Source organism: Mesorhizobium sp. M0626 (assembly GCF_040320665.1).
Taxonomy (GTDB): domain Bacteria; phylum Pseudomonadota; class Alphaproteobacteria; order Rhizobiales; family Rhizobiaceae; genus Mesorhizobium.
In genome coordinates this window covers 24,135-49,763 of record NZ_JAMYQD010000023.1, presented here as the reverse complement: position 1 = coordinate 49,763, position 25,629 = coordinate 24,135, and the positions used below count along the sequence as shown (strand labels likewise).

General features: G+C 60.4%; 16 protein-coding genes and 1 pseudogene. 13 read left to right on the top strand and 4 right to left on the bottom strand.

Annotated elements, in window-relative coordinates; genetic code table 11:
- Positions 1-15: 15 nt before the first annotated feature.
- The 3 genes from NKI37_RS26700 to gmd all read right to left on the bottom strand — a co-directional run bounded on the left by NKI37_RS26700 (position 16) and on the right by gmd (position 3,804).
- Positions 16-1,437 (bottom strand): phosphomannomutase, encoded by a 1,422-nt coding sequence (locus NKI37_RS26700; protein ID WP_352760256.1) that lies wholly within the window; start codon positions 1,435-1,437, stop codon positions 16-18.
- 352 nt (positions 1,438-1,789) lie between these two features.
- Entirely contained in the window at positions 1,790-2,734 is a 945-nt protein-coding gene (gene fcl, locus NKI37_RS26695) for a GDP-L-fucose synthase (protein ID WP_023689384.1), read from the bottom strand.
- The gene (gmd, locus tag NKI37_RS26690) at positions 2,734-3,804 is read right to left on the bottom strand and encodes a GDP-mannose 4,6-dehydratase (protein WP_023692482.1); all 1,071 of its coding nucleotides are present in this window, start codon (positions 3,802-3,804) and stop codon (positions 2,734-2,736) included. The genes fcl and gmd overlap by 1 nt, the downstream gene beginning before the upstream one ends.
- Before the next feature lie 974 nt (positions 3,805-4,778).
- On the opposite strand from gmd, the gene NKI37_RS26685 reads away from it, so the two are divergent.
- Positions 4,779-5,765, top strand: a complete 987-nt coding sequence (locus tag NKI37_RS26685) for a nodulation protein NodZ (protein WP_352789926.1) — start codon at positions 4,779-4,781, stop codon at positions 5,763-5,765.
- Between the two features lie 240 nt (positions 5,766-6,005).
- Positions 6,006-7,421, top strand: a complete 1,416-nt coding sequence (locus tag NKI37_RS26680; RefSeq protein WP_352776176.1) for a mannose-1-phosphate guanylyltransferase/mannose-6-phosphate isomerase — start codon at positions 6,006-6,008, stop codon at positions 7,419-7,421.
- 95 nt (positions 7,422-7,516) lie between these two features.
- Here the strand turns inward: NKI37_RS26680 and NKI37_RS26675 are convergent, their stop codons facing one another.
- Positions 7,517-7,930 carry a hypothetical protein gene (locus NKI37_RS26675; protein WP_352789929.1) on the bottom strand — a complete coding sequence of 138 codons (414 nt, stop codon included), beginning with the start codon at positions 7,928-7,930 and terminating at the stop codon, positions 7,517-7,519.
- A gap of 331 nt (positions 7,931-8,261) precedes the next feature.
- On the opposite strand from NKI37_RS26675, the gene NKI37_RS26670 reads away from it, so the two are divergent.
- From NKI37_RS26670 to NKI37_RS26620, 11 genes and pseudogenes are all read left to right on the top strand, one after another.
- Positions 8,262-9,128, top strand: a complete 867-nt coding sequence (locus tag NKI37_RS26670) for a tyrosine-type recombinase/integrase (protein ID WP_352789932.1) — start codon at positions 8,262-8,264, stop codon at positions 9,126-9,128.
- A gap of 10 nt (positions 9,129-9,138) precedes the next feature.
- Positions 9,139-10,353 (top strand): IS91 family transposase, encoded by a 1,215-nt coding sequence (locus NKI37_RS26665; RefSeq protein WP_352789935.1) that lies wholly within the window; start codon positions 9,139-9,141, stop codon positions 10,351-10,353.
- A 564-nt stretch (positions 10,354-10,917) separates the two neighbouring features.
- Positions 10,918-11,814, top strand: a complete 897-nt coding sequence (locus NKI37_RS26660; protein ID WP_352776153.1) for a hypothetical protein — start codon at positions 10,918-10,920, stop codon at positions 11,812-11,814.
- The gene (locus tag NKI37_RS26655; RefSeq protein WP_352576255.1) at positions 11,814-14,144 is read left to right on the top strand and encodes a UvrD-helicase domain-containing protein; all 2,331 of its coding nucleotides are present in this window, start codon (positions 11,814-11,816) and stop codon (positions 14,142-14,144) included. The genes NKI37_RS26660 and NKI37_RS26655 overlap by 1 nt, the downstream gene beginning before the upstream one ends.
- 968 nt (positions 14,145-15,112) lie before the next feature.
- Positions 15,113-16,453 (top strand): GTPase-associated system all-helical protein GASH, encoded by a 1,341-nt coding sequence (locus tag NKI37_RS26650; RefSeq protein WP_352576256.1) that lies wholly within the window; start codon positions 15,113-15,115, stop codon positions 16,451-16,453.
- 3 nt (positions 16,454-16,456) lie between these two features.
- Complete coding sequence (locus NKI37_RS26645) at positions 16,457-17,425, top strand: TRAFAC clade GTPase domain-containing protein (RefSeq protein ID WP_352576257.1); 969 nt, start codon at positions 16,457-16,459, stop codon at positions 17,423-17,425.
- Entirely contained in the window at positions 17,422-18,252 is an 831-nt protein-coding gene (locus NKI37_RS26640) for a TRAFAC clade GTPase domain-containing protein (RefSeq protein ID WP_352576259.1), read from the top strand. The genes NKI37_RS26645 and NKI37_RS26640 overlap by 4 nt, the downstream gene beginning before the upstream one ends.
- Positions 18,253-18,270: 18 nt before the next feature.
- Positions 18,271-20,745, top strand: a complete 2,475-nt coding sequence (locus NKI37_RS26635; RefSeq protein WP_352789941.1) for a GAP1-N1 domain-containing protein — start codon at positions 18,271-18,273, stop codon at positions 20,743-20,745.
- A 33-nt stretch (positions 20,746-20,778) separates the two neighbouring features.
- The gene (locus tag NKI37_RS26630) at positions 20,779-21,843 is read left to right on the top strand and encodes a caspase family protein (protein WP_352789943.1); all 1,065 of its coding nucleotides are present in this window, start codon (positions 20,779-20,781) and stop codon (positions 21,841-21,843) included.
- 271 nt (positions 21,844-22,114) lie between these two features.
- Positions 22,115-23,138 (top strand): annotated as a pseudogene (locus tag NKI37_RS26625) (IS110 family RNA-guided transposase).
- 441 nt (positions 23,139-23,579) lie between these two features.
- Positions 23,580-25,610 carry a conjugal transfer protein TraG gene (locus NKI37_RS26620; RefSeq protein WP_352789962.1) on the top strand — a complete coding sequence of 677 codons (2,031 nt, stop codon included), beginning with the start codon at positions 23,580-23,582 and terminating at the stop codon, positions 25,608-25,610.
- The last annotated feature ends 19 nt before the right edge of the window (positions 25,611-25,629 follow it).

The window sequence follows — 25,629 nt, the reverse complement described above, 5'->3', positions numbered from 1 at the left end:
GGAGGCGGCTTTTATTTAGCCTTGCGCCCAATTACGAATTCGATCCAATCCAGTCCGGAGCAAAAGCTCCGCGTCCTCCCGATTTTCGGCTTCGACGTAGCACCGCATTTCCGGGGCATTTCCGGATGGACGCAAATGCAAGACACGCTTATCCGCGAGAGTGATACGAAGTCCGTCAACATCGCTAACCTTGCTTACCACTCCAATCGACCCGACGAAGGCGGCGATGTTAGTTTCCGCTGTACGAAGGTATGTCATGAGGCGAGTGCTGCTTTCGACGGAAAAATTTTCCAAGCGATCCGCCGCCGCCGCCGGCAATTGAAAGGAACTGCCAATCTCCGACAGTGGCTGCCCACTTGTATTAACAAGGGAAAGTGCCGCGAGGATGGGGAGAAAACTGTCGCGTGTAGGTAGCGCTGGCAGTTTAGTTCCGTTCGGGTCAAAGTCCGTGCCGGTCAACAAACCACCGTTTGCTTCGAAACCAACCACGCGCTCGTGACCCGACGCAACCAAATCGAGCATGGCAGCAATAACAAATGGCGATCCAACCTTGGTACGCACGACTTTAAAAGAACCTGCGGTCTCGATACCAGAGTTTGATGTGACCGGCGTGACGACTGCCTTCGCTTGCAGGAAGTTCGCCGTAATCAGGCCTAACAAATCACCGCGAAGGGGGTCTCCGTGGTCGTCAGCTACCAGTGGGCGGTCACCATCGCCATCTGCCGAGACGACCGCATCAAGCCGATGCTCTTTGGCCCAGAGCTTGAACTGTTGAGCAGTCTCGTCAGAGACCGCTTCAGTGTCGACAGGAATGAAACCTTCCGAACGTCCCAGGGTTACGACCGTCGCACAGTGATATGAGAGAATGTCAACCAAGAGATCGCGCGCGACTGTGCTGTGCTGATATACGCCCACCGTTAAGCCCTTTAGAGCATTAATCTCCATAAGCTTTCGATTGCGCGCCATGAAAAAGGCCTTGCATTCGGCCTCCCGGTGCTGCCGACGTGCAACAGCACCTTCAAGGACGTATCCGCGCTTCTCCAGCTGCAAGGCGATGCGCGTTATCTCCCGCTCATCATCCTTGTCGATCTCACCGTCGGGTCGATAGAATTTTATTCCATTACGGTCGGCCGGAATGTGCGAGCCTGTGATCATCAAACAACCACTCTTACGCGCCTGAGCATACAGTGCCAGGGCAGGGGTGGGGACTGCGCCGCAATCGACTACGATGAAGCCGAGCGCGGACAGTGCCGCCGCACAGACGGCGGCGATGGCCGGACTCGAGGCGCGAAAGTCGCGCCCTATGAGTATCTCGTCGCCAATTCTGGCCAGGCCGGATTCCAGCAGGAATGTCGCGAATGCCGTTGCATATAGGGCAGAGGCGGCTCCTGCCAATTCTGTCGCCAGGCCCCGTAATCCACTTGTTCCGAATTTCATACCAAATCCGACGTTGCTAACCGGGTTTTGAAGGTAACATGCTCAAACTTTGGCTCGTCCGGAATGCCCATCGACAGATCCCTCGGACGAGAACAAGAAGTACATTCGGTTACCGTAGACGCGTTCGGTTATCGACGGTTACCCTTGTGAGGATTGACGCAGTCGGCGTCGGCGTGGGCAGCGCACCGTGACCTTCACGGCGACGAGGTTGGAGCGGATGGGGTCCGGGTCCGGCGGGGCTCCTCGCGGCTGGCTCACATGAGCGCTATCGCCATCGAGTGATTGTCTCAGTCTACATTAGCTCTGGGTCCCGAAAGCGCGTACAGGCCTGAGACGCAGCAAATCCTCTTATCTACCGCCGTTCGGTGTAGCTCCCGTTTAGAAATGCATGATAGACACTCTCGATGCCTTCCATGAGAGTGATCTTTGCTGCCCATCCCAAAGTGCGCAGCTTGTCGACGCTCATCAGCTTTCGCGGTGTACCGTCAGGTCTAGAGTGATCATGCGCGATCTCCCCAGTAAATCCGACTACACGGCAGATCATTCTAGTCAGCTCTAGGATCGTGATGTCCTGTCCGCAGCCGAGATTGACGTGATCATGGTCAGAGTAGTTCTTCAGAAGGAAGACTAATGCGTCGGCGCAGTCGTCGACGTGCATGAATTCCCGACGTGGTGTGCCCGTGCCCCAGATGGTGATTTGCTTATCACTTATGAGCTTAGCTTCATGCGCTTTCCGGATCAGCGCTGGGATGACGTGGCTTGACTGCAAGTCATAATTGTCGCCTGGCCCGTAGAGATTCGTCGGCATAGCGGAGATGTAGTCGCGGCCGTATTGCTGGCGATAGGCTTGAGCCATTTTGATGCCGGTGATCTTGGCGACGGCGTAGCATTCGTTGGTGCGCTCTAGTGGCCCGGTCAAAAGCGCGCTTTCAGGAATGGGCTGTGGTGCCATCTTCGGATAGATGCAAGACGAGCCGAGGAAGAGGACGCGGTCGACATTGTTTTCGTGGGCTGCCGCGAAGATATTGGCCTCGATCATCAGATTGTCGTAAAGAAAGTCGACCGGATAGGTGGCGTTCGCGAGAATACCACCTACCTTTGCCGCCGCCATAATGATAGCGTCCGGTTTCATCACTGCCACGAAGTTTTCAACCTCGGTCTGTCGCTTGAGGTCTAGCTCTCCCCGAGGGGCGGCCACAACTTTGCAGTCTTCAGACGCGAGTCGGCGTACAACAGCGCTGCCCACCATACCTTTGTGGCCAGCGACCCACACGGTTTTTCCGTTCAGATCATACATTACGCTTCCTTCATGACTACAGATGTCTGCATGACCTTCAGGTCTTCGCGCACCATTTCCGCAGCAAGCTCGCGCACGGATGTCTCATGCACCCAGCCGAGCTTCTCCTTCGCCTTGGTAGCGTCACCCAGGAGAAGATCGACTTCCGTGGGGCGGAAGTAGCGTGGGTCCACTTGGACTAGGCATCTGCCGCTCGCTACATCATAGCCCTTTTCGCCGACACCCTTGCCACGCCATTCGATCTCGACGCCGATATCTTCGAAAGCCCACTCGACGAATTGGCGGACAGGAGTCGTTTTGCCCGTAGCCAGCACGTAATCATCCGGTTGATCCTGCTGTATCATCATCCACATACCTCGCACGTACTCACGCGCATGGCCCCAATCGCGTTGAGCATCGAGATTGCCGAGATAAAGCTTGTCCTGCTTGCCCAGGTAGATAGCAGCGGCAGCGCGGCTGATCTTGCGCGTCACAAAAGTTTCGCCACGAAGGGGGCTTTCGTGATTAAAAAGAATGCCGTTGGAAGCGTGCATACCATAGCCCTCGCGATAATTGACGACCATCCAGTAGGCGTAGAGCTTGGCGGCGGCGTAAGGGCTGCGCGGATAAAAGGGCGTCGTTTCGTTCTGCGGTACGGACTGCACGAGGCCGTATAGCTCCGAAGTCGAGGCTTGATAGAAGCGGGTCTTGTCCGTCAGACCGAGGAGGCGAATCGCCTCAAGAAGTCGCAATGTACCGATACCGTCCGCGTTTGCTGTGTATTCAGGTGTTTCGAACGACACCTGCACATGGCTCTGAGCAGCCAAGTTGTAAATTTCGTCTGGCTGAGATTCCTGAACCACGCGGATGAGGTTAGTCGAATCAGTGAGGTCACCGTAATGCAAGATCAGGCGCGGATCGGATTCGTGCGGGTCTTGGTAGAGGTCTTCGATACGACCCGTGTTGAAGGAAGAGGAACGTCGCTTAATCCCATGAACGATGTAGCCTTTTTTGAGAAGAAGACGGGCAAGATAGGCACCATCCTGTCCAGTTATGCCCGTAATAAGAGCAACTTTTCTGCTATCGCCCATTCTATTCCTGCTCTATCTAAAGTTTAAAGTTTCGGCTCCGGCTCGCCACGCCGACACAATGTGCGGCCCGCCCCGTGCCCTATGGAGCACTTCGACAGATGCGGCGCGAAGCTCGTCATTGACAGTCTGCCAGCCGAGCACACCTGCTCTTGCTTGGAGTCACAGCAAAATAGAGTTGCGCCGCTAACTGGGATTCGTACATGCGGTCAGAGTGCCGCTCAGCTCACGCCGCGAGCGACTGTACTCCAAGCACCTTGCAGCTGATTTGCTCATCTATCAGCGAGTGAGGACGCCCTTCTTTCTTGCTTCAGCGTCTTCTAATGGGAATTGTTTGGATCAGTGAAATCGATTGTTTGGATAAAGTGCATCCACAGAATGGATGGTCTGACCGAGCAGCCGGGGCGCATCGCCGGCCCGGAGTCGTAGGTCCCGAGCTTCCGTTCGGGGCGAGGACAAAGTTCGTGGCCGCGAGCCCTCACCACAGCATCCGGCACAGGTCGTGCAGAACTTTGGGAGCAGACTGCAGATTCTGTCGATCAGCTGGTTCCAGGCGCGTCGAGCTGTCGACCTCATCTCGCCCGGTACCGGTTGCTGTATGCAGCCTTGCACCCTTGGCGTCTGGCGTCGACGGAATGATTTGCTTCGGCAGGCAGTGTCGCAGCGTTTCCCGGCTGTTTCGGCTCTATTGGCCGGGCCCGCGTCAGCCGAGCCCCTTCATCATGGCATCCAACACATGGATGGCCGGCATCCACTCAATAGATTTTACATATGCCGCGGAAGCCCATTAGAGAAGGCTGAACCGGAAGCGAGGGCATCGGCTTCAAGCTGTGCGAGAGGGATAAGTGGGCAGTGCTGAGGGAGCTCTTCTGCCCTACGGCCCGGCCTCTGCCAAGCGCCCGGCGTCAGGGTCTACTAGTGTCGACTAAGGATTCCAAGCCGGATGCAACCTCCTCTCCGAAACGAGATTTCCGAAAATGCATGTTAGTGGATTGGAAAAGCGCCGGTTCGTCGTCTCTCGGAGGCGTACGGGGTTCGGTGATTGTCTGTGGTCATTGGCGGCCGCTTGGCGCTACGCGCAGCGGTCGGGACGAACTCTAGTCATCGACTGGCGGGGGGCCTGCTACCTCGACCAACCCTTCACAAATGCGTTTCCGGTGTTCTTCCAGCCGATCAATGACATCGCTGGCGTGCCGGCTATTTCCGACGACCGGATCAACGACGTTTCCTTCCCTGGTCCATTCTTCCCGGAGTGGTGGAACAGGCCGGCGATCGAGTGCCTTTACCGGCCAGATGAGCAGATTTTCCAAGAGCGCGATGAGTTGGGCGAGCTCTTTCAGGCCGAACACGATGTCGAAGCGAACACAGTAGTGTGTGACGCTTGTCTGATGTGGCGGTGCGATGAGGATGCAGAGCGGCAGGTGTTCCAGAGTGTCCAGCCTCGGCCAGAAATTCAAGCCCGCATAGATGCCATTTATCAGGAATGTTTTGAGGGGCACAGCATCATCGGGATTCATGTTCGGCACGGTAACGGTGAAGACATCATGGAGCATGCGCCCTACTGGGCCGATCCGGAGCTCGCCGTTCGGCAAGTGTGCGCTGCAATTGACAAGGCTAAGGCGTTACCGCACCCTAGGCCTGTGCGGCTGTTCTTATGCACGGACAGCGCGCGTATACTGGATCTTCTGTCGGCCAGGTTTCCCGATCTGCTCACTGTCCCGAAGCACTTCGGATCCAATCAAGGTGGCCCCTTACACACTGCAGCACTCGGGATTGACGGCGGAATTTCCGCCCTCGTTGAGATGTATCTTCTCGGGCGCTGCGATACCGTAATTCGGTTTCCCCCGACGAGCGCCTTTACACGATATGCACGCCTTTTAGCACCACGGGTAATTGAATTCGATCTGAAAGAGCCAAGTCGTTTGACTTTGATAGAAGGCAGCCAAGTCTCTGATCTCAGTTAAGACCCGCCACCTGCGCAATTCGGCAGACGCAACCAACAGGCATAATTGAATGCGCATTTCTCACCGACGCCAGTGGAGGCGTCGTACATTACCGATAGCGTCGTCATCTGACGCCGCCTGCAACGCGCCAGAACTTCGCTGTTACGCGGGGGCCGCAGACACGCCAGAGCGACGGCGATCGTGACGCTGACGCTCGAAAGAACGCGGGCGATCACTCCAGAGACGAAATTGAGGTTGGTTATGAAAGTGATTCCCGTGATCATCAGCGGCGGAGCCGGATCGCGGCTATGGCCCGCCTCAAGGCAATCGCACCCCAAACCTTTCCTCAAAGTAGCGGATGGATATTCTCTCATTCAGCACACTGTGCTGCGCGCCGCTTCGATAGAAGGTGTCGTGGAACTCGTCGCTGTGACATCCGGGGAACACCTCTTCCTGACCAAGGACGAATTTGACGAGCTGGATTCCGTGGTCCTGCCACGCACCTTTCTGCTCGAGCCCGAAGGCCGGGATACGGCCGCCGCCGTGGCTGCAGCCGCGATCCATGCGAGGGCAACGCAAGGCCCTGACGCGATCCTGTGCGTCTTCCCGGCCGATCACCTGATTAGCAACCTGCCTGCGTTTCTAGACGCCATGGGCCTGGCCATGGAACATGCCAAGCTCGGGCGGATCGCCACATTGGGCATCACCCCAACCAGACCGGACACAGCATTCGGCTACATCGAAGCAGATGGTGAGAACGTCGTCCGTTTCGTTGAAAAACCGGATCTGGATACAGCCAAAGCCTATGTCGCGTCTCAACGCTTCTTCTGGAACGCCGGCATCTTCTGCTTCAGTGCGCAAACCATGCTCGACGAGATGGTTTTGCATTGTCCCGAGGTGCTCCAGGCGGTCGCCGACAGCTACGAGAACGGCCGCGCCAGTCAATGCCAAGGCTTTGCCAAAATCGAACTCGCGCCTGAGCATTTCGGTTCCGCGCCGCGAATCTCGCTCGACCACGCTGTCATGGAGAAGACTAACAGACTTGCCGTGATTCCCTGCCACATGGATTGGAACGACATCGGATCTTGGAACGCAATGGCCGATTTGATCGCCCCCGACGAAAGCGGGAACAGGATACGCGGCGATGTGCACATGGTCGACACGACCGGCACCTATGTGAGCTCCGACAAGCGCGTCATCGGCACGGTGGGCGTAAGCGATCTGGTGATCGTGGATTCCCCGGACGCTTTGCTTGTCACATCCCGCGACCGCGTTCAGGACGTTAAGAAGCTCTTCGAGGGCCTCAAGGCTTCGGGACATGAAGCTCATCTGGTCCATAGCACGGTACACCGGCCCTGGGGTACCTATACGGTTCTGGAGGAAGGCGAGCGCTTCAAGATCAAACGCATCGAGGTGAAGCCCGGTCGCCAGTTGAGCCTGCAGATGCACTATCATCGTTCGGAGCACTGGGTCGTGGTCAGCGGCTCCGCCAAAATCGTCAATGGCGAGCAGGAGTTGTTCCTGGCGACAAACGAATCGACCTACATCCCCTGCGGCCATAAACACCGGCTGGAAAACCCAGGCAGAATTGACCTGGTGATCATTGAAGTGCAGAGCGGCGATTATCTCGCCGAGGATGATATCGTTCGCTTCGACGACGAATATGGTCGAACGTAGATAACAGTACAAAAAACGTTAAACGGCGAGCCGTCGCTCAAGGATCTCTGTCGTGGGTTCTGGGCCTGACATTGGCAAGCAGCGGGCCGAGCGTGTCATAGTATCCGCCCCGCACTCTCATCAGGCACTCGATCGTGGTCGAAAACATCGGTGATTGCTTGACAGCGCGCCGTCCGCGGTAAGGCGGCAACGAAATCCTCATCGCTGCAGATGCAGCGGCCGCTGGAATCTTTGGCTTTCGGATCATGGAGGTGAGAACCAAGGGGGCGCAGTAGATTCACGCGAGTGCTGGTTGTCGGACTCATCGGAAAACCCGCACTATGCTTGACCAGGTCTGCGGCAAGCATGATCCCGGCAAGCGCTGATTGAAAGGCCATCGGAACCACGGTTCGAAGGAGACGACTTCCATCGCTAAGCTGGAACACCAGGCCGCCGCAGATAACCTGCTGATAAAAGGAACGGAGGGGCTGGCCAACAAACGCGGCGAGCGGCTCAAACGGCACAGCCATCGCCGCACCATGCGACACCTCCCAATCCTCTCAGATTAAAGGTGTTGCGGCGACCGGTTGAACCCACCGCCCTATTTCGGCCGTTGAAGTCAGCTTCGCCACCGCCTGAAAGCGGATGTTGCAAGCGGCCAACCTGGAGGTCGCAGTTGCGCCAGAGAACGAACCCGCTCGCGGGAGGGGCGCGGGCTTTGGGGTGTGTGCTTCGTCGGCAGCGTCGGTGAGGCTTTGATCGATCAGGGGTGACGGACGGCCATCGGCCTCCGAGCATGAAGTGTCAACCTTCAGCTTGACCGTCCCTACGCATCCATCCAGCAGCGCGCTTCGCGAGCGCATGATCGAAGACATGTCCATGCGCGGCTTCACCGAGGATACGCGCCGTGACTATATCCGTTGCGTGAAGGCGTTTGCAGCCTTCATCGGGCGCTCGCCCGACACGGCAACGACTGAGGATCTTCGCCGTTTCCAACTGCACCAGACGCAAGCCGGCATGCGGCCGCCCGGCATCAACAGCTCGGTCTCGGCGCTGCGCTTCTTCTTCACCGTGACGCTCGACCGGCCCGATCTTTCCCGCCCTCTCACGATCATCCACGAGCCGCGCAAGCTGCCGCTGGTGCTGAGCGTCGAGGAGGTGGCGCGGCTGCTCGAAGCCGCACCGGGTCCGAAGTACAAGGCCGCCCTCGGCACGGCCTACGGCGCCGGGTTGCGGGTGTCGGAGATCGTGGCGCTCAAGGTGACCGACATCGATAGCACACGCATGCTGATCCGCGTCGAACAAGGCAAGGGCCGCAAGGACCGCCACGCCATGCTGTCGCCGCAACTGCTCGGCCTGCTGCGCACCTGGTGGCGTGAGGGCAAACGCCGCGGCGTGATGTTGCCGCGGGGCTGGCTGTTTCCGGGCCGCAACCCGATCACGCCGCTCTCCACGCGGCAGATGAACCGCGCGGTTCATGCCGCAGCCGAGGCCGCCGAGATCAAGAAGCGGGTGACGCCGCACACGCTGAGACATTCCTTTGCCACCCATCTTTTGGAGCAGGACGTCGACATCCGCGTCATCCAGGTCCTGCTCGGACATGCCCGGCTCAATACCACCGCGCTCTATGCCCACGTGGCCACCAAGACGATCCACACCGTGATAAGCCCGCTCGACCGGATCACGCTGCAGGCAGAGGCAGACGAGGAGACGAGACCGGACGGCTGACGCGGCGGCGGTGCGCCGCCCGTCCCTGGAGGTCGCCGACATCTTCCTTCGCCACGGCGCCGCCTGGCGCGCAGCCCAGGCCGGCCACTTGAGCCTCGGCCAGCTGAAGGTGATGTCGACGATCGAGACCTGCCGCACCGCAGCCCTCGGCGGTCATGTCGAGGCCTGCGAGGACTGCGGCCACAGACGGATCGCCTTTAATAGTTGTCGCGACAGACATTGCCCCAAATGCCAGGGCGCGGCGGCCAGGGAATGGCTTGCCGCGCGCGAGGCCGAGCTGCTGCCCGTCGGCTACTTCCACGTCGTCTTCACCCTGCCGGCCGAGATCGCCGATATCGCCTATCCCAACAAGGCGGTGATCTACGACCTGTTGTTTCGCGCCGCCTCGGAAGCGATGCTCACCATCGCGGCCGATCCAAAACATCTCGGCGCCCGCATCGGCACCACCGCCGTGCTGCATAGCTGGGGCTCGGCAATGACCCATCATCCGCATGTCCATATGATCGTGCCCGGCGGCGGCATCGCGCTCGATGGTGAGCGTTGGGTGTCCTGCCGGCCCGGCTTCCTCCTGCCCGTGCGCGTGCTCTCAAAACTGTTCCGGCGGCTCTTGCTGGCGAAGCTTACTGATGCCCATGCCGCCGGCCGGCTGAGGTTCTTCGGCGACAATGCTGGCCTTTGCGACCACCGCGCTTTTGCTGCCTTCCTGGCACCGCTCAGACGGAAGAACTGGTTCGTCTATGCCAAGCCACCCTTCGCCGGACCCGAGGCCGTGCTGGCATACCTGTCGCGCTATACCCACCGCGTCGCCATCGCCAACAGCCGGCTGATCGCGCTCGACGAGGCCAGCGTGACGTTCCGATACAAGGACTACCGCCGCAACGGGGAGGAGCGCTACCGGACCATGACGCTCGAGCCGGCCGAGTTCATGCGCCGCTTCCTGCTCCATGTCCTGCCCAAGCGCTTCCACCGCATCCGCCACCATGGGCTGCTTGCCAGCGCCAACCGCAAGGCCAACATCGCGCGCGCTCGCGAACTGCTCGCCGCACGCCAGCCCAAGGACGAATGCGGCGGATCCAATAGCGCCGATGCGACCGCCCCAACCGACTGGCGGCCGCCATGTCCGTGCTGCGGCGGTCGCATGATCATCATCGAAACCTTCGAGCGCGGCAGCGATGCCAGAGCACCCCCGTCCGGCAGCTCGACAAGCGGAGCCCGAGCATCATGACCGGGCCCCGCTCATCACCGCGCATCATCTCTGCCGAGGGACCTTATCGTCCCCGGATGAACGGCTTCACGCGCCGCCGCCCAACCGCACCGAAATCGCCCGCTCTTCAACCGCCACACCGCATCATGCGCCGCCTCGGCCGGCCGCGCGCGCCCGTCAACCTGAGCAGTCCCACCTGTCAGGCGCATCAGTGCACCCACCGCGGACCAAGCGAAACCGTCAAATCCCCATAGCGCCGAAACCGAGCCTCCATCCCGCGAGTTCTTTCCCTGGAGGCTTTCGGACGCCGGCCCGTCGCCAAGCCAACACGTTGTTGGCCGGCATCCGTAACCCTACACAGTTCCGGACATTCCTGGCGCTTATCCAAAGCCGACCTTTGCGTTGCGGCCTGACTCGGACCCAGAGCCTTCATGACCCGTTCCCCTAAGCCAGATGCTCGCTGTACGATGGGTGGCCCAGCATTTCGCGACAGCTGCGCGCCGATGCCCACGCAGATTGTGGTCATCCCTCTCTTCCTGTTCCCGAAGGATCATGGCATAGCGTTCCAACAGGTGGGGGAGCGGGATGTTATCGACAGTCAGGATTAACGCTCAAAGCTACTACAGTTACTTACCTAACAGCGCGCACGAATGTGGTGACATATGGCGCGGGCTTCCAACATTCGGCTCACTTGGCTGCGAGAGCTGCTGCGGGATTGTCATCACTCCGGCTTGTGATCTCAGCTGGCATAAGTCCGAAACCGTTACCTACCTGCCGATAGTATCGATCCGCTCTTATTTCTCGCTGGGGTCTGCTCTTCCGGCTGTGCTCGAGAAGCTACTCGGTGCGTTAAGGGCGACCGGAGCCGAAGTCACCCCAATATGGTCAGCTGAAACGTACATTCCCCCAGCCGAAGAGGACTTGTTGGGCGCTGATGCAACTCTAAGAATGTTCCTGTCAGAAAAACAGCGGAGCGAAAAAGCACGAGGCGCAGTTGATCGCGCCCTGGCTGGGCTTGAGATATTACGTGTTATGAGAAGCAATCCGGGTGGCGAGGTCAACGTAGACTCCCTCTCGAAACTATTCGGATCTGAGTGGCCGAAGATAAAGCAGCGGATCATCTCCAACAGCTACTCTCCGTCCTTGCACTTTATCCCTTGCGATGAGCAAAACGTGACCTTCAGCGGTGTTTCTGCGCACTCTGTTATACTATTCCGTTATCCGATCACTCTGCCAGTTAGTGTGTTAACAGTTGCGCAGGAGTCTCCAGCAGGCAGTTGGCCAGATCGCATCCGTCGAGTCGGCTTTCCGGAGCATCTCACAACAGCTCTGAGCAGCGCCCATCCTATAAAGCTTCTATCGTTGCGACCTGCTTTTCTGTCTGATCTCCTGACCCGATTCTCTAGCCTCTATAACAGAGTGGGCTCGCCAGACTTCTCCCCTGACACCTTACGACGCTTCGAAATCGAGGTTGATGCCTGATGGAATATGTTGGTTTAACACGCGAGACTTGTTCGTGGCTACTAACCCACCCAACTGCGCTGTCCTCGCTCTCTACCGTCCTCCTTAAGAATGATCTGACGGGACTTTCAAAAGCCGACTTTAACGCCGGTCCCCTGCGCCTCTCGGCTAGTGAAGACCATCGCATCCTAGCAGTCTGGAATGCCGACTATCTCTCTAATACTGGAGGAGAGAGTTGGGGAATTTTCCGACTAAACGGCCCGATGTCTATCGCGCGCCACGAGCAAATCGCTCCCCAGGTGATCGAAAGATTCATCTATGTGATAAGCCAGCGTCTGCAGGGCCTCATCATTGAGGGAGACTATATTCATCGTACTCAGGCCAATGGCTCGCATACTTGCTTAGCCGGACGAGGCTCGAACGCGCGATATTATTCCATTTGCTATTATGAAGCATCGCCGGGATTCGAAGACCTGAGCGCCAGAAGCCTCATCGGCATTGGGCCAGAACATGCTTTTGACGAGCTGACGGGTGGGATTGAGTCTGAGATAAACCGCATCGCAGTTCTCGTGACATTGTGCAATTCGCTCGTGGAGAAGCAGAATAGAAGACCTGCTTTGGAAGACCCTGCGTTTAATGAACTTCGGGCTTCTGTCCAACCAGCTCAAGTCGATCAGGATTTTCTCAGCGAGATAACGGTAAGTACCAACGGAGTATCTGCTGACATTGCGGTAAACCCATATGAGACGATTCACTGGAACTATGAGCAATGGATATCAAGCGGAGCACTCAATGAAGCTCAGCGTCGGGCCTTAGCAAGTGACGTTCTTCACGGCCATCCGGTTCGGATAATAGGCCCTGCAGGATCGGGTAAGACACTTCTGATGCAGCTACTCGCAATGCGGTACCTCCGAGATGCTGAGCGAACGAGCCGAGCTATCAAAGCAGCCTACATCGTACACAACGCCGCGATGGCTCAGTCGGTCACAGACCGTTTCAAAGTACTGGGCGGTGAAGAGTACCTAACCGGAGTAGACCGGCAACTGGTAGTCACGACTCTATCCGAGTACGGTCGAAAGAGGATCGAAATAGATGATCGCATGGTCATTGATCGCGACGCTCAGAAGACAAAGTTGTTTCAGCTAGGGCAAATAAAGAATTCTCTGAGAGAGGTACTTGACGCCCAGCCTCAACTCTTCTCTGACGGTACACTGCTACGGCAGGTCTGGGAGCAAGAGGAACTATTTAATGCGTTTGCAGTACTGACCATGTCCGAGATATCCTCGGTGATAAAAGGGCGTGGCCTCACGGACGAGAAGGAGCGATACGTTGGTGCAGAGGTCCCTTTTAGCCGTTTCCACCGGCTTCTGACACCAGCCGAGCGCGCTGTCGTATTTGACTGTTTCCGAGCATATCACAGGGTGGTTTTTGAGGAGTTTGGGATGCTCGACTCCGACGACATCGCTCTTTCACTCGCTGGTCGGTTGAGAACGCCAGTCTGGGAACTTAAGCGACGTTCCGAAGGCTTCGATATCGTTCTCGTCGATGAAGCCCAGCTTTTCAATGAAAACGAGCGAAGAATTTTTTCACTTCTTCCTACGGGTGCCACGCGGCACGTTCCAATCGCCCTGGCCCTGGACGAGGCTCAAGAGCCCTTTGGCCTGTCTGCCGCCGGGCTAGCGTCACTAGGCATTTCAGATGTCGAGAATGAAAAGCTTCCTTCAAATCACAGGTCTACGAAGGAGATTATCTCGTTCGCCTTTTTCATCATTCAAAAGACCACTGATCTTTTTGGCACGGAGTTCCCCGACTTCACAGGAAACCCTAAAGCAACCGTAGACTCTAGCCATGCGCTTGCCAGTCCTCCTGTGCTGATTGTGAGGAACCCCGAGCAGAGGAGCCTTGGCCGGTTTATTGTCAAGGCAGTTCAGAAGTTGCGTTCCCGGAACGTTCGTCAAATCGCTGTCATTTGTCATTCTGAAGGGTATTGGAACGACCTGGTGGCTAGCTTTCAGGAATCCCAACTTCCTTTGCATGTCATTACACAACGCGGAGAGAAGATCACCCCTGACCAGCCACTCGTTGTCCTTAGCCGCCCAGCATTCATAGGCGGACAGGAGTTTGACGCGGTCGTGCTTGTCGGCCTTGAACAGGGCGTAGTACCACCCCGTGTAATAGACAACCCGCCACTTGCAGCAGCGCTGGAGCAACAGGTGTTGCGAGAGACGTATTTGAGCATTTCACGCGCGCGTTTTCGGGTCGTTATTGCACTTAACGAAAACTCTTCACCAAACTCAATAATGGCGGCGGCTCAGTCGGCAGGTCTCATATCGCCTGGTGCGATAGTTTAGGGGCCTACGAACTGCCCCTTCCGGACTGATCGCCACCTGAACGGGATGTCAGAGGCAAAGAAAAAGTTTTCCGAATGCATCACACCGAGGCTGGCCAATTCGGATGGCGAGAGCCGAACGCTGAGGTGAAACCGTGTCCCGTACCCAGCGCGAACATATTCAAGGTAAGCTAAAAGGGTCAGGATCTCCGGTTCCGCTGAACGCTGGCTTCGGAGACGCCCTTGCGTGACAGAAGGTCCGGAACGGGTCAGATCACGTCGACGCCTGCGGCTGCCGGGAGTGTCCGCTTCTCAAAATCGAGCCTCGAAGCTGCCAGTCCGCATGCGGCCCCAAACCCGGTCATCCGCTGGATTACCAACCACGGGAGCTATTGGGCAAATGGTACAACTGCCATCGATTGCGTCAGGTCAAGTCCGCAGGGGAGGGTGGTTAAGTGTGAAAACCCAATTTTGTCAATGATCACGGAATCGGGACCCCATATTTTCGCGCAAAAGGAGCGAAACGACTACCCTGTTTGCCGAGGTGCGGAAAACGGTCGATTGCCGGACATCGCAATGTCGCGCAACGTCTGACCTCGAGGGGTCGATGTCAGGTTCGCGCCCAATTGCGGCCGTTCAGCTGTCAATTGATCGCCGACGAAAGCTGTCGCTAACCTAGGTCACGCTTGACCGTCGGCAATTGGGTGATTGATCGCGAACACGTGCTCAGATGATTTCGTGATATCGGATTCAACAAGTCTATAGATTGTGAGTTGACTTGACTCGCTCATGCTCGACTAATTTGGTCACTTCACCGTAGACGTTTCGCTACCGGCCCACGCTGGCAGTATGCTAGACGACGTTAATCCGAATAAGCGACCCGGAACGAGTCGCTCCTCTCTTTTAGTTTGGAAATGAAGATAATTTTCGTATTGGTTTGGTCGCTCGGTCCGCTAAAAGAAAGTGAGATCGGTACAGGGGGATGAGTGCGTGGACAACGCCACACTTCAAGGGTTCCTAAACAAGGGGCTGATCGACGTAGGAGGGGATGATACCAAGCTAGGGAAGCTCTCGCAGGCCGCAAAGGACCTTGGCGACGCGCTGAAAAAGAACCCGGCAAAAGCGCTGAGCTACTCCCTCATCGCGTTCGACCCTAATGCGCCCGAGGACGATCCGGTGGTCCAAGAGGCGCTGGCGGCGCTCCAGAACAGGTGGACAACCTACCGGAACACTTTCGCGGCGACGCCGATCGCGGTGATCCGCGCGATTCTGCTCGACGCGCTGGTCAATGCCGCCGCAGAGGACGACCGCGTCGGCGTGTGCTTCATCGCGTCGGCGCGCAACGCGCTCCCGCTTTTGCCCGTTGATAACGAGCGCGACATTTGGATCGGGCTCGTCGAGCAGGTCGAGCGTCGCGTCGATGCCCGGGCGGAAGAAGAGTGGGCGACGCCGGAGACGATCTCTGTCCAGCCTATGAAGTACCTTGTACCGACCCTCACCGTACCAGATGTCAAGATCGGCGAGGCGTCCCAGACCGACCTGCAGAACGGAATGATCGCCGCCGCTGGCCCATCGTATCACCACCCTCAGCAAGGTGGCATCGCGACAGGTGGCAATCCGCACTTCCCGCAACAGCAACAGCAGTGGGTCTATGAATTCGGGAAGCGGTCCGGGACGGCGATCGCCGCTGCGATCAACGCCGCCGTGTCCGAGATTGAAGTCAGCCAGCCGGACTTGGCCGAGCCTTTCAGCAAGTTGGCCACAGCGGTTTCCGGCTACGTTGACGACACGCTAAAGTTGATCAGCGCCGCCACCGCCGGGCTCCAGCGGCGCACCAATCTTCTCTGGTGGCGCGAGGCGCTGTACTCGCCCTCGGCCGGTAAGAGCTACCGTGAACTCCCACCCTCGGTCGCCGCCGCGCTCATGGCGCTCGACCTGTTCGAAACGGTCCCGCTGTTCTCGCCCGCGAGCGTGTCGGCGTTCCTGGGCGAGACGGTCCTCCGCCTGAAGGGTACAGCGGATGGCGGGAGGCGGCCCGTGAGGGACCTCGTCGCTGAGGCCCAGGACCACGACGGACTCGCCTCGCTCCGAGCCGCCGCCGGTAACCTCGCGGCGGCGCCGGACGGGCGCGGGCCACTGCTTGCCCTGATCGGCCACCCTGCGCACACCGGCGCACGGAACGCGGACGACTTCCAGCGGCTCACCGGCGTCCCGGCCAGTTCCGAGCTCGACGCAGTGGCGTGGGCAGGATGGCTCTTCCGGGAGCTCCAGGCCTCGAAGGCGGCGACAGACGCCTCGCCTGCCAAGCGTCGCTCCGCGAAGAAGGGCTGACCCGTGGAGAAGTGCGCGCAGGCGACGTGCTTCGTCCCCGACACCGGCTGCGACCTTGGCCACACGAACCTGTCGAAGTGCCCGATCTGGCATGGCGCCAAGGTAACCGACACAGCCGACGAAGACCTCTCGGGCGAGATGCTGATGCCGTGGTCCGGCAGCGCGTTGGGCCTCGCGGACCTAGGATTCGTGTCGGGGCGCGGCAAGCCCATCGTCATCGGCGTCGTGGGGCCGCAGAACGCTGGCAAGACGACCCTGCTCGCGGCATGGTACCTCCTGCTCGGTCGAGGCCTGGCCGGTACCAAGGGCCAGCTGTTCGCCGGATCCTACACGCTCTCCGGGTGGGAGGCGGTCGCGGGTTCGATGCGGTGGGCGCCGGGGCAGCCGCCGCGCTTTCCCGCCCACACGACCAGTCGCGGCGGAAGGGCGCCGGGACTGCTGCACGTGACCTTTCGCGACGAGAACGGCGACCGGCCGATCGACTACCTCTTCACGGACGCGCCGGGCGAATGGTTCCAGCGATGGGCTATCAACAGGGATTCTGACGAGGGGGCAGGTGCGCGCTGGGTGTCGGATAACGCCGACGCCTTCATGATCGTGGCCGACCGCGATGCGCTCGCCGGCGAATCGATGGGCACGGCGCGCGGCTCGCTGCAGCGCATCGCGAAGCGCCTTGGCGCGGAACGAGACGGCCGCCCCGTCGCTCTCGTCTGGACCAAGTCCGACGTCTACATTTCTCCGGAGATGGAGGAGGCCGTCCGCGGTGCCGTAACCGACGCGATGTCCGACGCGGTCGAGCACTCGGTCAGCGTGGTTGGGGCGCCCGACGGCGATCCGCTGCTGAATAAGGGCGCCGGGCTGGTCGAGCTCCTCCAGTGGGCGATTGGCGTCAGACGGCCCGGCGTACGGCTGCCGCCGCCGGCATCAACATCCGACGACCCCCTGTTCATCTACGGGAATAGGAAGCCGTGAGCCAGACGTCCAACTCGATCCTCCTCGTCGGCGAAAGTGGCGTCGGCAAGACGCACTACGGGGCACAGCTGCTCCGCCGCCTCATGCGGATCCCGGGAGCGCTGCGCATGAATGGCGCGGCCACCAACCTTGAGGCATTCGAGGCCGCGCTCGAGAGCCTCGATGAGGGACGGGCCGCGGGTCACACCGCACGGTCCGTCAACGTCGACAGCGTCTGGCCGGTAGTTGATGCCAACGGCCGCGAGGCCGACCTGGTCTGGCCTGAATATGGCGGCGAGCAGATCAAGTCCGTGATCGAGAACCGGCGACTCCCCGACGCTTGGCAAAAGCGCATCGACGAGGCCGACGCGTGGCTGCTGCTTATCCGGCTCCAGCAGACGAGTGTCGGCGACGACATGTTCTCCAAGCCACTGGCCGGTCTGAAGGGCGTCTCGGTCGAGAACAGGGAGATCCATCCCTCCGACCAGGCCAGGCTGGTGGAGCTGCTCCAAATGCTCATCTTCTCCCATCGGTCCACGTCCAGGTCGCGCAGCCTCCCGCGCCTCGGCGTGCTCCTCACCTGCTGGGATGAGGCGGGGATCGCACAGACCCCTCCGGAGGCTCTGAAAGCGCGACTGCCGCTCGTCTCGGCGTTCGTGCAATCGAACTGGCGGCAGCCGCTGATCATGGGCCTTTCCGCGCTCGAACGCCCGCTCAGCCCCACGACTCGCGACATGGAATACGCCAGTAAGGGTCCCGAGCACTTCGGCTACGTCGTCGAGGCGAGCGGCACGAAGAGCGGCGACCTTGCCTTGCCTATCTACCGCCTGCTCGACGCTGGCGCCTGAGCGGACGGGAAGCGGAGGATGCGCGTTGACCAAGCGATCTACGGCACCGTCAGACTTGGGCACGCCCTCAGGTACGCGAGCGGCGACCGCAAGCTCGCGGGCGAACTGGCGCAGCGCCTAGACCTGCCGGACACGGAGCCCCAAGGCGCCGACTGGTCGCCTGTCACGTCGGGATTCCCCGTTCGCGACTGGTACGTTGTCGCTCGGACGTTCAGCGATCCGTCGGTTGGCCGGTCGGGCATGGTAGTCACCCACGCGCTGATCTGCGACCTGGATGAGATCGCCGCGTTAGATGACCTCCGCCCGCTGCTCGCGCACCTTATCACGTCGTTCGACGCGGCACCGGCAGCCGTCGAGGCGCTTGAGGTGACTCCGGTACCGGGAATGCCGCCCGCGACATCCGATCTTGCGGACACGGCGCAGGCGCTCGTCACCCGCGGCTCCGGCCCGGTGGTGCGCATCGGATCGGACGGCTTCGAGAAGCTCATGGTCGCGCTGTGGGGATGCCTGTGGCCCGCCCTACGGCGCAAGCTCTACTTCCGGCTGAGCTTCGGACCGAAGGACGTGGTGGAAAAGCCGGAGCCGACGATCGTCTGCACGCCAGCCTCCCTCGTCGGGCGGTGGCAACAGCAGCGTATCGTTGGCCGGAGCGGCGCCGAGCGGCCCCAGGCCGCTGGAATGATCGACGGCTCGGCCGACGGCGCCGAGCTGCGGGAGTTCGGCGACAGGATCGGCGCGAACCTTGACGATTTCCAGGAGCTCCAGCTGCTCGAGCAGGCGCACGCCATCGCATCCGCGACGCCCGAGACCGTCGCGCAGCTTGTCTCCGCCGCCCGGTTGATCGAGCGGCTCTCGCCGGATCCCAAGCAGGGTCAGGTCGAGAAACGCGCAATCATCGAGCGTCTCGTCAAAGTACTCCCGACGGCTCAGCCATCGGAGATCCTGACGCTGCGCAACCTCGCGCTCCCAGGTCTCGAGACGAGCGTCGTCGTCTGGCAGGCGCTCGAGCTATGGTTCGAACAAAACAACTATCTTCCTTCAGACGATGCCGTCATAGTGGCCATCGTCGCCGACGCGCTGATTGGCGACGATGCCATTTTACCCTGGCGCGAGGCCGCGAGGCGAGGTCTGGACCGCTCGGCCGTTGCGACGGGTGGCCAGTTTGTCGTTGGGTTCTGGCGCTGGGCGAAGTCCGAGCCCCGCGTCTCCGCGCCGATCGTCGCGTTGATCGCGAGCGACCGGAAGGGACTGGACGCGCTCGAGGCTGCGGCCCCTGCAGACCTGGATACCGCCACCGCGAAGCCGATCATAGCTGCTGCAGCGAAGCATAAGCTCTTTCGGCTGCATGCCATCGCCGCCGGCGCGAGCATGAAGCCCACGGACGCGGCGAGCGCTCAGAGCGCCGTGGAGCCGGGTGCCGATGTCACCGCGATGCGGCTCGCGATGCGCCGCGCGAAGCCCGGCGAGATCCTCGACGCGGTGGACAGCGTTCCCGACGCACGGTTGCTCACGATCGCTGGCGAGGCGGTGGCGAAGGACCCGACGCTCCTGGGAACACGGGACATGTCGACCGCCCCTAACCGGCGCATCTGGCTAGCAGCACTCAAGGCTGACATGGGAGCGTGGCGGGGGCCTGAGGACCCGCGGAAAGCGTTCAACCAGCTTCTCGACGAGCAGATCGATGGTGTCAGGCCGCCGGTGGAACTCCTCCACCTCCTTTCCGCATCGCCGCTTGCAGACCTGACGACTTACCCGCGGAGGAGCAAGATCTGGGATAAGGTGCCGACGACCACCCGGGACCGTTTACTCGCGGCGACGACTGACGCCTGGTTCGCGAACGCGGGAACTGGTCAGCAGAACACCACGATCGAGCCTGAACTGGTTGAACGGATCGTCCGCGATCCGCGGCTCGACCAGCTCCTTACGCGCCTCGCAGCCGGGACGCTCGCGGAAGGTCTCCACGTGATCGACGGACTTGGCGGGCTCGACCACGCTCGCTTCCGGCATTGGGTCTCGACCGCGGTCCGCGCGGTTCGGTCGATCACCCCTCGCGATGCCGACCTGCTCGGACGGGCACTCGCATCGCGCGGACGAAGCGACATCGTCGACGACTTAATCTCGATCTACCGGGCCGGCCGGAACGACGTCGCACCGGTGCTCCGCCACTGCCTCGGCCTGATAGGCCTCGTCGAGCGCTGGTTCCTCGGGCTCTCGCCCGTCAGCGCCAGTGAGAAGTGGGACGTGCTTACCGAGCTGGCCGCCGAGCTCTTTCCGAACGGGCCAGACCAGGACGCGCTGTGGGAGCGGTCCGGCGGACGGGACGCCGACCTTCGTCACCACGGTACCGGTAAGGAGCGTTGGCGTGGTGCGATCCGCGACATCCAAAACGGAAGGCAACCCCGCGTCTCGTGGCTGATCCAGCAGATGCGGGCTGACTTCCCCGAGAATCCAAACCTTAGGCTAATGGCCAACGACCCGCTGTTCCGGAACTGAGTCGGCGGCGGAAGACACCCGATGGAGTCCTTGATGAAATTCGACCAAGGCCGAGCGCTAATTATTGGCGTTGCCAACTATGAGGCGGTCGGGGGTCTTCCCGCCGCCGTGCTCAATGACGCGCTCGACACCGCCGAGACCCTCAAGTCGTCCGCGTACTGCGGCTATCCGGAGGCGAACGTCACTGTTCTCACCGACGACGCGTCTACGCTCCAAAACATCCGCAAATCGCTTGCCGACCTCGCGGCGACCGCGACCGTGGACGACACCGTCGCAATCTTCTTCTCGGGCCACGGGGCGCGCATCGGCAGTGGCGCCGACGCGAAGAGCGCGCTCGTCCCCTACGATTGCAAGCTCACGGACCTCGCAGGAACGTCTCTCGGCGAGGCCGAGCTGTCCGCCGCGATCGCCGCCATCAAGGCGCCGCGGGTCATCCTCGTCGTCGACGCGTGCCATGCCGCCGGCACCGCCACGCTCAAGTCCGGCCTGGGCGAGGATGGGGAGGACGGGATCGGCGAAGGGTTCGACGAGAAGTCGCTGCGGCAACTGGCGCGGGGGACCGGCCGGGTTGTGCTCGCTTCGTCGCGAGCGACCGAGACGTCTCTGGTGCTCAGACGCGAGCGGAACAGCGTGTTCACGACCGCGATGCTCTCCGGCCTCAAGGGCGCCGCCACCGCCGCCAGCGACGGAACCATTCGAGTATTTGACCTGTTCAACCACGTGTCCGAAACGGTCAGGCAGTCCGTCCCCGGAAGACAGCACCCAGTGTTCAAGGCTAGCGACCTTGAGGAGAACTTCCCCGTCGCACTCGCGCTCGGAGGCACCAAGTCGGTCTCTCCGGGCGTCAATCAGCGCCACAGAGACCTTGAGCAGATCATGCCTGACCTCTTCCCGCTCGGCCCGACGGACCAGGACGTCTGGCTGCGGGCGGGCGGCGACGTCTCGCGCCTCAGGCTGAGCGGCAACGGACGAGCGCAGTGGTTCGCCGCGCTCCGCCTTATCTCCCTGGGCGGCGGCGGCAGCATTTCGCGCCAGGGCCTGATCGACGCGGCGCTGGACGAATTCCCCGCCCACCGCGAGCTCAAGGCGTTGCGCTAATTCGCTCAGCCCAGACCCAATGTCGCATACCATCGGCAGGGTGACAGAAGTCCAGCTTCAGACATGCTCAAGCAAATGGCGCAGCTTGGCGGGAATACCACGAGCAGGATCACGTCCATTCGACGTGGGTCAAAAAGCGGTGGTCCCCGCATCTAATGGCAGCTATTCGCGAATTCACAGCCGAAAGAGGACAGTCCGCAGTTGATGCGGTGGACGGCTCTCCTCCCTTACTGCGGTATGATCGCGGGATTAGAGCTGGAGGAGCGCTATGATGAGCAACGTTACCACAATCGGTCTGGATATTGCGAAGTCCGTGTTTCAAGTCCACGGCGTGGATGCGGCTGGTGAGGTTGCAGTTCGCAGGAAGTTGACGCGTGGGCGTGTGCTGCCGTTCTTTGAGAGCCTGCCGCGTTGCCTGGTCGGAATCGAAGCCTGCAGTTCGTCGCATTATTGGGCGAGAGAACTGACTGCACGTGGCCATGATGTGCGGCTGCTGCCGGCACAGTATGTGAAGCCTTATCTGAAGCGGCAGAAGAATGATGCTGCAGATGCAGAGGCGATCTGCGAGGCCGTGACAAGACCGACGATGCGCTTCGTGCCCGTGAAGTCGCCCGAGCAGCAGAGTGTGATGATGCTGCACCGGGTTCGATTGATGCTCAACCGCCGGCGGAGACAGATATCGAACGCGTTGCGGGCGCACCTATCCGAGTTCGGGGTCGTGGCGCCGATCGGGCGTAATGGAATTGAGCAACTTCTCGTGGTCATCAACGACGAGAACGATGCCAGGATACCGGCCGACGCACCGCTTTGCCTGAGGATGCTGGAAGCACAGCTTCGTGTCGTGAAGGAACAGATCCTCGAAAACGATCGCCGGGTCCGTGCGAGTGCGCGAGAGACCTAACTGGGTCGCAGGTTGATGGAGATTCCGGGCGTTGGCCCGCTGCTGGCGAGTGCGTTCGTTGCGACCGTCGCCGATCCGCACGCGTTCAAGTCGGGGCGATGCCTCTCGGCTTGGATCGGGCTCGTGCCGAAGCAGAACTTTAGCGGGGGCAAGGAGAAGCTCGGCAGCATCTCCAAGGCCGGCAATCGCTACCTGCGACAGTTGCTCGTGGTCGGCGCCATGGCGGTCATCCGCTATGCCGAACCGGAACGGGACCAGGCGGCCATGGCTGGTGCAACTGATGGCGCGGCGAACAACCAAGGTCGCGGCGGTTGCGCTGGCTAACAAGACAGCCCGCATGGTCTGGGCATTGATGACCGGCGGCGAGCGCTACAGGGAGCCGGTCATCGCATAGACGAAACAAGGCGCGGGATCGCCAACGAGGTTGGAAAGGGCGGACAGGAGCTAATGCACAAAGCCGGTTGAAACCGCCGGATCAGGAAAACCCACTGGGGCCGTGCACTATAAGTGCGAGCTTTCGATCGGCACCTGAAACGCGCGAATGGCATTATGGCCAGCGGCACATGAAAGGCCGCACCTACAGGTCGGATACATGGCCACACCAACCAGCAACTGCAAAAGCTCACAAATCCCTTGCCAACGGAGAGCCGTCCATACACGGCCCCATACAAGTCATTCGCTCGTCGCCCTTCGCGATGACACTTCTTGGCGCCCCAGTTTTCCAAGTCTGCAACGTTCACTGCATCGCACGGGCGCGTATATTGGGTATCTTCGATATTCTGAAACGTCACGTCATGCTGCTTCCATCTACTACCAAACAGTGGAGGCTGTGCCCGTGACACCGACGAAGCTCCTTGTCGGCCAGATCGTAGTTGTGTTCGCCATCGTCATCGTTGGCGTATGGGCGGCAACGCAATGGTGCGCCCACATGCTGGACTATCAGCCGCAGCTTGGCGCGCCATGGTTTGCCGCGGCGGCCCGGCCGATCTACAAGCCGTGGAAACTGTTCGAATGGTGGTTTCACTTCGACGCCTATGCGCCTGAGGTCTTCGACAAGGCCGGCATGCTTGCCGGAGCCAGCGGATTCTTGGGGTGTGCGGCCGCAATAGCTGGCTCCCTCTGGCGCGCGCGGCAGAGGGGGTTGGTCACCACCTACGGTTCCTCACGATGGGCCGCGGCTCGGGAAACCGAGAAGGCAGGCCTGTTTGAGCCGGCCGGCGTTTTCCTTGGCAAACTGAAGGATCACTATCTGCGACATGACGGGCCGGAACATGTCATGGCCTTTGCGCCGACACGTTCGGGCAAGGGCGTGGGATTGGTCGTTCCAACGCTTCTTTCCTGGACCGGCTCGGCCGTCATTCACGACATCAAAGGCGAGAACTGGCAGCTGACTTCCGGCTGGCGGTCGAAGTTCTCTTTCTGCCTCCTGTTCAATCCGACCGACTCGAGATCGGCGCGCTATAACCCGCTGCTGGAAGTGCGCAGGGGTTCAGATGAGGTCCGCGACGTTCAGAACATCGCGGACATTCTCGTCGATCCGGAAGGCGCGCTGGAGCGGCGGAATCATTGGGAGAAGACTAGTCATTCACTCTTGGTCGGGGCCATCTTGCACGTGCTCTACGCGGAAGAAGAAAAGACGCTCGCGCGCGTCGCCACTTTCCTGTCGGATCCGCAACGCTCGTTTGCCGCGACACTGCTGCGGATGATGACCACCAACCACCTCGGCACGGCGGACAAACCTCGGGTCCATCCCGTCGTGGCCTCGGCGGCTCGCGAGGTGCTGAACAAGTCAGAGAACGAGCGTTCTGGCGTTCTCTCGACAGCAATGTCGTTTCTCGGGCTCTATCGTGATCCGACGGTTGCCTCGGCAACATCGGCCTGCGACTGGCGCATTGCCGACCTCATGGATGCGGAACGACCGATGTCGCTCTATCTAGTGGTGCCGCCATCGGATATCTCGCGCACCAAGCCGCTGGTGCGACTGGTGCTCAATCAGATCGGCAGGCGACTGACGGAGCGGCTGGAAGGTGACCCGAAGAAAAGCCGCAAGTACCAACTGCTCATGATGCTAGACGAATTTCCGGCTCTTGGTCGCCTCGACTTCTTCGAGACCGCGCTCGCCTTCATGGCGGGTTACGGCATCCGCGCCTATCTGATCGCGCAATCCTTGAACCAGATCTCCAAAGCCTATGGCGAGAACAACGCCATTCTCGACAATTGCCATGTGCGCATTGCCTTTTCCTCCAACGACGAGCGCACGGCCAAACGCATATCGGATGCGCTCGGTACGGCGACGGAACTCAGGTCCATGCGCAACTACGCCGGCCACCGGCTGGCTCCCTGGCTTTCGCACGTCATGGTCAGTCGCCAGGAGACTGCTCGCCCGCTGCTGACGCCTGGCGAAGTGATGCAGTTGCCGCAAGCTGACGAATTAATCCTTGTTTCCGGGTTGCCGCCGATCCGCGCCCAGAAGTTGCGCTATTACCAGGATCCGAATTTCACCGAACGGGTGCTGCCGGCGCCGGTGTTGCGGGAGGGTCTGTACGCGGACTGTCCTGCGTCGCGCCCCGACGATTGGAGCGGACAAGTCCGCAGTGTTGACCGCCGTCTCGCTGCCGATGACGAAAACGCCGGCGAGGCAATCGAAGAAGAGGGCGGCGTGCAACAGCAGCGTCATCCAGGCCTGCCTGAAGAACACGTCGTCGTCTCTCAGGAGCCTGATCAAGACGACCTCTTCAATCTGGCGGACGATGACGCCGAGGCACTCGCAGACAAGCGCGTCATGGACCGGGTTTCCACCGCAGCCAACGCCTACGGTATCAACGAGGGAAGGGGCGACGACAAGGACATCATCCCCGGCTTCTAAGCGCTTTGGCAGCTCAGGC